At 52.1% G+C, this 8,749-nt stretch carries 2 protein-coding genes and 1 pseudogene; all 3 read right to left on the bottom strand.

Features of this window, described 5'->3' with window-relative positions; translation table 11 throughout:
* Positions 1-3: 3 nt before the first annotated feature.
* Entirely contained in the window at positions 4-1,386 is a 1,383-nt protein-coding gene (locus tag VY86_RS00250) for an IS4 family transposase (RefSeq protein ID WP_046973493.1), read from the bottom strand.
* 100 nt (positions 1,387-1,486) lie between these two features.
* A pseudogene (locus VY86_RS00255) lies at positions 1,487-5,983 on the bottom strand (two-partner secretion domain-containing protein); the annotation flags it as partial.
* Positions 5,984-6,032: 49 nt separating this feature from the next.
* The gene (locus VY86_RS00260) at positions 6,033-7,709 is read right to left on the bottom strand and encodes a ShlB/FhaC/HecB family hemolysin secretion/activation protein (RefSeq protein WP_046973494.1); all 1,677 of its coding nucleotides are present in this window, start codon (positions 7,707-7,709) and stop codon (positions 6,033-6,035) included.
* Positions 7,710-8,749 lie beyond the last annotated feature (1,040 nt).

Raw genomic sequence — 8,749 nt, forward strand, 5'->3', positions numbered from 1 at the left:
TGATCAGATCTCCAAATCAACTGATTTAGCCAGCAAATAGCCGTCTATCAGGGTTTGCAGCCGAAACCAACCTTCCCAAAGTCGTTCCCATCCGACTCGACCCGTGCGTTTGGAATCGTACCAGCCGGCCAGTTTTCCCAGATTGATGAAGGCCCAATGCAAGCTCGGGGCTTTTTTCGGCACACGGCATTTTTCTTGTTTTGACCACAGTAATTTCCACGCCAGGGGGCTTAATACTGTCTCACAGCTCTCTTTCTCTGCTTCTTCTTTGTTCAGACCCTTAAAACGCAGCTGGTGTATCCGTACCGCAATAAAGGCCAGCAGCACTATCATCCGCTCCAGATTATCTTTGCTTTGCATACGCAGCGCTTCTACCTGCGTGCCGCCCGTTTTCCACGCTTTGTGAAATTCTTCTATCAGCCAGCGGCGCTCGTAATAACTGAATATTTTATGGGCGTCTTCCTGACTGTTGACGGGTTCGGAGGTCAGAAGATGCCAGCAAAGCCCATCCTCCGGACCTTTTTCGTAGCAACCGACATAAAATATCCGCACCGCTTCACCGCTTTTTCCTTCGGGGATTTTCAACGTCACTTCGGCATAACGGATATCACAATGCGCGACACGCGCCTGACGCCCGCCTTTCTGTCTGATCTGAACTAATCGTTCTCCAGCACTCTGTAACTGGCTGATAAAGTCATAAAGTTTATCCTGACTTTCCTCAATACGCCGGTTTTGCATCGAACGGATGACGAAACGGTGTTTTTGGCTCGTTTTATAACGCAGATATTCAATGATATCGGCTTCACGGTCACAGACAGAAATCACGTTGGCCATCTGCTCCCCTAACCGGCTGTCGACGGCTTGTGAGGCCCGTTCCCACTTATAACTCTCTTTCCCTTCATAAGGGCGTGTGTCGCGTTGTCGGCTTTTGCCATAATCACTGACATCTCGACACCAGCGCTGTTGCTCTATCAACCCCACGACCTGTTGTTCTTCAGGCGCAAATAACAACACCGAGTGTACCTGCATGCCCCGGGATTTTTCCGTCGAGGTGGTATAGCCGAGTTCATCGGCGACCGACGCGTGGGAAAATGACAGGGTTGTCGTGTCTTCCAGCGCTAACAGGCAACGATAACGTTGAGCGTGAGCGACGGTGGCGGTAAATCCGGCTTCGGCGATGGCCTGAGGCGCAATGGCGGAATTTCGGGTCAGTCGGTAGGCTGCTTCAACATCGGCAGGAGAGTCAAGAGATTGCACGAGCGATTGTCCTATATGGTTAGCCAACGAACAGGCCACTTTCACCAGGCGGTTGGTACGGCGTTTATCACCTAATTCCGCATGTTGAAACGTGTCATTTGCCCATTGTTCAGCGCAGGTTGAAAACATAAAGATTACCTCAAGTCGTGTTTGTTATTGAGATCAATCTATGAGGAAAAAGTTCAATAACGAGGGGGCAGGTTAAAATATTTGTGTAGGAAAGACAGGTGTTTATCCCGGCAACCGGTTTCACGGCGGTGGGAGCCTGTTGCACTTGCCCGGTCTGGCGATCCGCTATTGGAGTACCGGCGGCCTCTGGCCGGGTATGGTCCTGCCAGGCCAGCGTGTTCAGGTCAATGGTTTCTGTCACCGGGCCCCGTTTATAATCGCGCGTATCTTTCCCCTGCGAGGTTTTGGTGCCGCCGAGTCGGTGCCAGCGTTTGGTCTTTTTGGCGTACCAGCGGGTCTGGCTGCCGGTATCGGTGGTGATACGTTCACCTTGCGTGGCGATATTGTGTAGTTCGCCAATATTGCCCGCCAGCGCACCGCCGGCCACAATTTGGCTGTCGTGATTGGTGACCTGCGCACTGTTGAGCGTCAGATTGCCCCCGGCCAGAATTTTACCGGGATCACTCTGTTTGACCTGGGTTTCCTTGACGGTGCGGGTGTATTGATATTCGTAAAAGTCATTACTGCGGCTGCCATCCAGCATGATGGCATCGTGCACGCCATATTTGTTGCGGTGGGCGGTGTCCACCTGTGACCAGTCATAGCGGGCAGTCTGTCCGCTCAATACCGCGTCGTGATGCGGCGATTTTTCCGTTTCGACGACCTGGGTGACCAACCCGGCGTTGGTGTTGTGAATCTGGTCAGCCTGAATCGTCAAATTGCGCCCGGCTTCCATCGTCGCGGCGTGGTTATTGAGCGCACGCGCCTGACCGGTCGCGGTCAGGGTCTTATCCAACCGGCCGCCGATGCGCATGTCGCCCACGCTGTAAATCTGCGCATGATGCTGGTTGTTGAGCGTTCCGGTGCCGATATCCAGCCGGTCACGCGCCGCAATGACGGCGGCTTTGCCGTCCTGGGCGGTGTTATTCAACGTGCCCGTCTGGAGGGCGAGCTGGTCCCCGTAAATCCGTCCGGTGCCCGTATTATTCAGGGTGTTGGCCGTGAGATGAGTCAGATCACCGTCAATCAATCCGGTATTGTTCAGGGTATCGTGAACCTTGATTTGCGTTTGTCCGGCGCTGATTTCGCCTGACGCGCTATTGGTAAGATTTTGTGCGTCAAGATGCAGCGCCTGACCGGCTTTTATCTGGCGGTCATTGAGAATATTGCCGGTCGTTTTCAGGGTCAGATTGCCATTGGCCGCCGTGTTGCCGGTGTGGTAAAAATCCTCGGTTAACGTGACGGCCATATCGCCCTGCGATAACAGTTGGCCGTCCCCGCTCAGGGCCCCGGCGCTAATGTCAGCCTGTTTCCCGGCAATCAGGGTTCCCTGTCGATTGTGAATCACCAGATGCGGTTGCTGAGCCTCACTGTTGACCGTGAGCTGTTTGCCCGCAGAGACCCGTCCCTGGATATTATTCAACGTCTGGCTGATGTTCGCTTGCAGGTGGTGAGCCGCCCGTAAAGCGCCCCCGGTATTATCGGCCTGTTGGGCGTTTATCGTCAGATTTTGGGCTTCCACGCCGTTATCCGGCTGCGCCGTCTCGTGGTTAATCAGGTGAGCGGTGTTCAGGGTGAGTTGCTGACCACCCCGAATCAGGCCGCCGGTGTTGTCGGTTTTTTCCTGCACGTTAAGCGTGGTGTCGCCCACCGCCTGTACCTGACCGTGACGATTGTCCAGCTCGTGGGTCGTCAGGGCAAACCGGCCCGCGGACAACAGTTTACCCTCCCGATTGTCAGCCCCGGCTTACCCGGTATGGATAACCAGTTGCCCGCCCTGAAGGTGGCCCTGACGATTATCCAGTGGGCCGCTGGTCACGGTGGTGGTGCCCTCACTCAGAATACGCCCCTGCTGGTTATCCAGTAACTGCCCGTCAGTATCCAAAGTCAGGGCGTCTGCGGATTGTAAGGTGCCTTCGCGGTTTATCAGTTGCCGGCTGTGAATGTCCAGCCCGCCATTTCCGGCTATCTGGCCCTGCGTATTGGTGAGCGCGGTGCTGGTCAGGGTGGTTTTGCCGTCCGCCGCGATTATCCCGCCGGTGTTATCAACATCGCCGGTGCGCAGGGTTAAGTGCCCGCCGCTTAACAACCGGCCTGCTTTTTGGTCGGCATTGCGGGTATTAGCGAGCCAATGGCCGTGAGTATCAATGGACATCTCGCGCCCAGATTGTAACAACCCCGCCGTATTATCCAATTGACCACTGTTGACCGTCAGGGTGTCTTCGGCTATCACCTGTCCGGTGGTGTTGATGAAAGGATGACCATGGGTCTGGCTGTTAATGTTTTGCGCCAGCAACACACCCTGCGTGTTATTCAGTGTCTGGCTGGTAGTGATCAGTCGGGTTTTGGCTTCAAGATGACCGTTAGCGTTTTGAATAGTTTTGCCAACAGTGAGGGTCGCGCTGTCCCCGGCGGCAACCATGCTACCCTGACTATTATCCAGTTGGGCAGCCCTGAGCTGGAGCGCATTGCCCGCTTCCAGCCGGCCCGACTGATTGTTCAGGGTGTCTTTGATGGTCAATGCCAGCGAGCCTTGGTCGGCGGCCACAAGGTGGCCGTGACGATTATCGACGGTCGTTGCCTTCAGGTTCAGGTTACCATTACCCGCAATAGTGCCGCTTTGGTTATCCAGTCGCTGGGTGGTAAGGGACAGGGTGTCTTTGCCCTGTTGTTGCATCACACCGTGTTGATGACTCAGGGTGTCAGCGTTGACGGTAATCTGCCCGGCCTGAGTTTCGGCCTCGTTCAGTTGCAGTTCACCGGCCTGTATCGTCAGGGCGCCATGGGTGAGCAGCTTGCCCTGATTGCCAAGCCACCGTTGGGTATTGAGTGACAGTTTCCCGTTGCCCGCCAGTTGCACGGTGCCCTGAGTGTTATCTGCCTGATGTGCTGTGAGATGCAGGTCCTCGCCCTGACTGGCAATAGTGCCCTGATGGTTGTCGAGCCGGTCAGTGGTGAGAGTCAGTTTCCCCTGATTGAATACCATCCCCTCACGGTTATTCAGAGTGCGGGTATTGAGCGCTAGTTCACCACTACCGGTCTGGTTAATTTTTCCCTTCAAGTTAGAGATATCAGGCGCCGTGAGGTGGATTTCCCGCGCCACTAACTGGCCGCCGTCGTTGTTAAACTGGCCGGGGGTTTTCGCCGTCAGACGGTTGGCGTTGACGGTAGCATGAGCGGTACTTATCCCCGATTGATCGGCGGTGAGTTGAATCTGTCCGGCCGCAGTCTGGCTGTCGCTCAGGTCAATCTGTTGACTGTGGATAGCCAGCGTATCGGCGGCCAGATTTTTCCCCTTCGCCTGAACGTGCTGCGCGGTCAACGTCAGTGAACCGGGCCGGGTGGTGTTGCCGTTATCATCCAACCCCGCCGCCCATACACTGTCATGGCTGCTGTGTATCGTGCCCGCGGTGACAGTGGCATCACTACGCGCCTCTACCCGGCCCTGATTATCCAGCCCCCCTTTGGTATGTAAATTCACCGTCGATTGTGACAGCAATTTGCCTGCGTTAGTGACATCGGAGGAAGAAGTCAATTGCAACGCATCCCGGCTGCTGAGGGTGCCGCGGTTCTCAATCAGGCCCTCCGCGGTAATATGCACTTCACCCGCCGTCGCACCGATGTTACCGGCGTTATGCACCCCCACACCCGCTTCAGTGCCTATCAACCTAATTTTATGGGCATACATGCCGCCCAGGGCCGCCACATCCAACGCAAACTCCGGGGACTTTTCAGTGTCAGCCGATTTTTTTTCAATCTGCTGGTGCGCGGCATCCACAATATTGCGTCCGGTGGTCACTTTCAGGTCTTGCGCATGTAATTTGGCGTTAATCGCGACGGAGCGGGCAATAATATCGGTGTAACTTTGCTGTGTGCTGTCCATGCCATGCCCGTCAATCCGCACTTCCCCCTGATTGACATCAAAGCCTTTTAACCGGCCCTGTTCCATCAGCGCCTCACCGGTGGTCAGCGTGGTGCGATGCGCGTTGATAAACCCACAGCCGTTGCAGGTGATACCGGCGGGGTTAGCGATAACCACCTCCGCTTTGCGGCCAGCCACTTCAATCCAGCCATTCAAATGACTGGGGTCATGACTGTTGACTTCATTGAGGATAATGTTGGCTTCCCCTTTCGCCAGCCACGGGTTACCGGCCACCATCCCACCGAGTTGCGTCTGAGTGGTGTTAGCGCTGTTATTGAGGATAACGCCTTGTTTATCCACATCAAACTGACGGTAGGTATTGTGGGAAACGCCATCAGCACTGGGCGTCTGGATATTGACCTGCGGCGTGCCGTTGGCGCTGTGGATAATCGTCGGTTGCTGATGGCCCGGTGCCTGCCCATCCGCCACAATGTTCGCCTGTGCGGTGAGCGAAATTCCGCCAAGAGCTAACAAAAGATTGAATCGTAGCACAGTAAGCCGGCAACGACACCGTGGTGAAGACGGGCAACGAGCGCGGTGTGCTGTTTGTCCCCGTCCGGCACGTGCAATCTCTGCTACCACCATCCACATCTGGCGGGCCTGATTAAAGATAATACGATACAACTGCTTGTTCATGACGTTTGCTCCACTCACACGCTACACACGGGCAGCGTTGTTATTCTGATTAGTACTGCCAATACAGGTTGAATCCGGCCGTGACGGGGGAAGTTTGGAAACCGGCGGGTTTGGGCAGCGGGACACCGACAAACAAGTCGTAGCTCACGCCTTTCAGGCTGCCGCGCCAGCCCAGGGCACTCCCCGCCAGGTGTTTTCCGAGCAGAGCGTCACTGCCCCGACCGCCCACTTCGCCATAATCCATTGCCAGATACAGCGATTGCCCTTTCAGCGGGGTTTGCCAGTCCAGTTCATTACGGCTGTACCAACCCCGATCAGCGGATAAGGTCAACTCGCCATCAAAGCCGCGTACCGTCCAGCGGCCGCCGATTGAAAATCGATCCTGGGGCGTCAATGGGCTGGCGCTTATCTGGCGCAGATACTGGGTCTGATAAGAAAAGGGCTGGGAAAACAGCGTTAACGGCCCGGCAAGCGTCGCCGAGAATTGGGTGATTTTGGGTAAAGCGGTCCCTTCATTGCGATACTCTTCCGGCGCAGGTTGCGCGCCAAACCAACGCATACCCTGTTGGTAAGTCACCCTGGCATCCAGCGTCGCACTGCCAATAACGTGATGATGGGATAGCCCGAGCTTCCAGCCCGCCGTTTCCCGGCGCTGAACGTCGATTTCCGTGTTATCAATAAAATGGCGGGATGCCCGACGATAAATTTCACCGTTAAGCCCGGTTTTCTGGTCCGCGTTACGGTGCAGAACCCGGCTGAACTGGACAGACAGGTTTTTGCTTTTGCCCCGGTATTGAATCGCCTGATTCAGCCCGGCTATCGTCTGGGTATAATCGTAATGACTGGCCGTCACGCTCGCCATCCAGTAGCCAAAGGGCAGGGAGTAATAGAGCGTGTCGTTTTGGCTGCCTTTCCCGGCAGACGCGTGAATATCGCGTCCAGCGGAGAGATAGAACAGGTCGCTTAACGCCAGGGGGTTATCCAGAAAAAAGGTTAACCCACCTTGATAACGTCCGGTGCTTTTGGAACCGGTATCATCCAGATACGTGGCGACTCGCCAGTGCCGTGACTGACGCCAGTCCAGCACAATATCGCTTTCCCCCGGTTGCTCTGCCGGGACAATGTTCATCTCTGCCTGAACAGTTGGAAAACGTTGCAGATTTTCCAATCCCTGCTCAATATCCCGTAAATCCAGCAGCTTGCCTTCACGCGCGGGGAATGGCGTGAAGCGTTGAATGTAATGGCCGCTGTCCGGGGTATAGCGGATATGCCGGATTCGGCCCGGTATCATCACCAGTTTTAAGGTTTGGGTATGCAGATCCTGACGAGGAGCCAGAACTCGGCTGGTGACATAGCCATGATTGATGAGCTGATCTTGCAATTGGGTCATCAGCCGGCTAATGCCTTTATCGCCAAGGCAATGGTTTTCGCCCTGTTGAGCGACACGCCTGAACGGTAACCAGTGCGGGAAATTTTCGGTGCCTGCCAGTCTGACGTGGGAGAGAGGAAAACACGGGGTTTCCACCGGAAAGGCGGATGACACCGCTTTTTCGGGTACAGACAAGCGAACATCCGCAGGGGGTGGGGCTAATTGAGCCTCCAGCGCTTGCTGACGTGCCTGTTGATGGATCAGTTGTTGTTCTGACTGTTGTTCTAACCGGTCTGCGGCTTGGCTGCCTGTAATCACGCTACAAAAAACCGTAAACACCCAAATACTGCTTTTCATTGTCTTTCTATCCCACCATTTCGGAGCAGTATTAACCACGAATTTAATTTAGCGATCAATATTCAGGGTTTATTATTAGCCAGGTAACTAAAATGGGGGGGTGGTTAAGATAGCAGCAAAAACAAGGTGTTATATTATATTGCAAAAAATAGGCCAATGTTATCATTGCGTTGCAAATTGTATAAAAAACAGATTAATATTAATCATTTAATAACCAACACTAATAATTTCAAAATAATTTCATTTTTTGTTTTAATTATGTGATGTATATCACATTTATAATGTTTTATTTCAGTATGAAATCACTTTTAATGTGATGATTGTCGTTAATCAGTGATGAAATATAACCTTTTCTGATTATGTTTGATGATGACTTTTAGCTCAGTTGGCAGAGCTGGCATTATACTATTAAAAGCTATTGTTCGGCGGATTCGACTAATAAGTGCAACTTTTTAAAGGGATGTTAATTCAGTTTAATCGCAGTCCATTAACCATTAACTGAAAATTGAAAAGAAATCAGCAAAAAAGATATTATCCGGAAAAACATAAAGGTGTGTCTTTATGCCATAAGGATATTTACTCGTTGATTTATAAAGATAAAAAAGGAGTATGACTTATAAAAACCGCATAATATTGTCAGTAAAACAGAGTCAGTAAAGATAAAGCGAATATGATTAAATTTAATAAAAAGCAAGTGTTAAAATCAGTAAAAACAACGACTAAAACCTTTTTATACAAGTTAAAACCAGAGGTTAAAAAAATAACTTTTAATAACAGTTTAAACCTGCCTATCATAAACCTATCAGTAAAAATAATAAAAAGCATTGGCTTTATTAATGCTTATATATCCCGTAAAAAAGACAAATAAGAATATGGAATAGGTTAATCAGATAATATATTAAAAAAACAACCGACTTTAATCACGTTTTCAACCGGGGGAATACATTTTTTCATAAACCAGTTAAATAATTTCTCATGAAAAATCCGGTATATACCGGATTATCAAACCAACGTTAAATTATCCAATACTCCTTAATATA

The organism is Photorhabdus thracensis (assembly GCF_001010285.1).
Taxonomy (GTDB): domain Bacteria; phylum Pseudomonadota; class Gammaproteobacteria; order Enterobacterales; family Enterobacteriaceae; genus Photorhabdus; species Photorhabdus temperata.

Excerpts from the sequence above, each read along its gene's own strand:
- VY86_RS00250 (WP_046973493.1), bottom strand. The coding sequence starts at position 1,386 with ATGTTTTCAACCTGCGCTGAACAATGGGCAAATGACACGTTTCAACAT.
- VY86_RS00260 (WP_046973494.1), bottom strand. The coding sequence starts at position 7,709 with ATGAAAAGCAGTATTTGGGTGTTTACGGTTTTTTGTAGCGTGATTACA.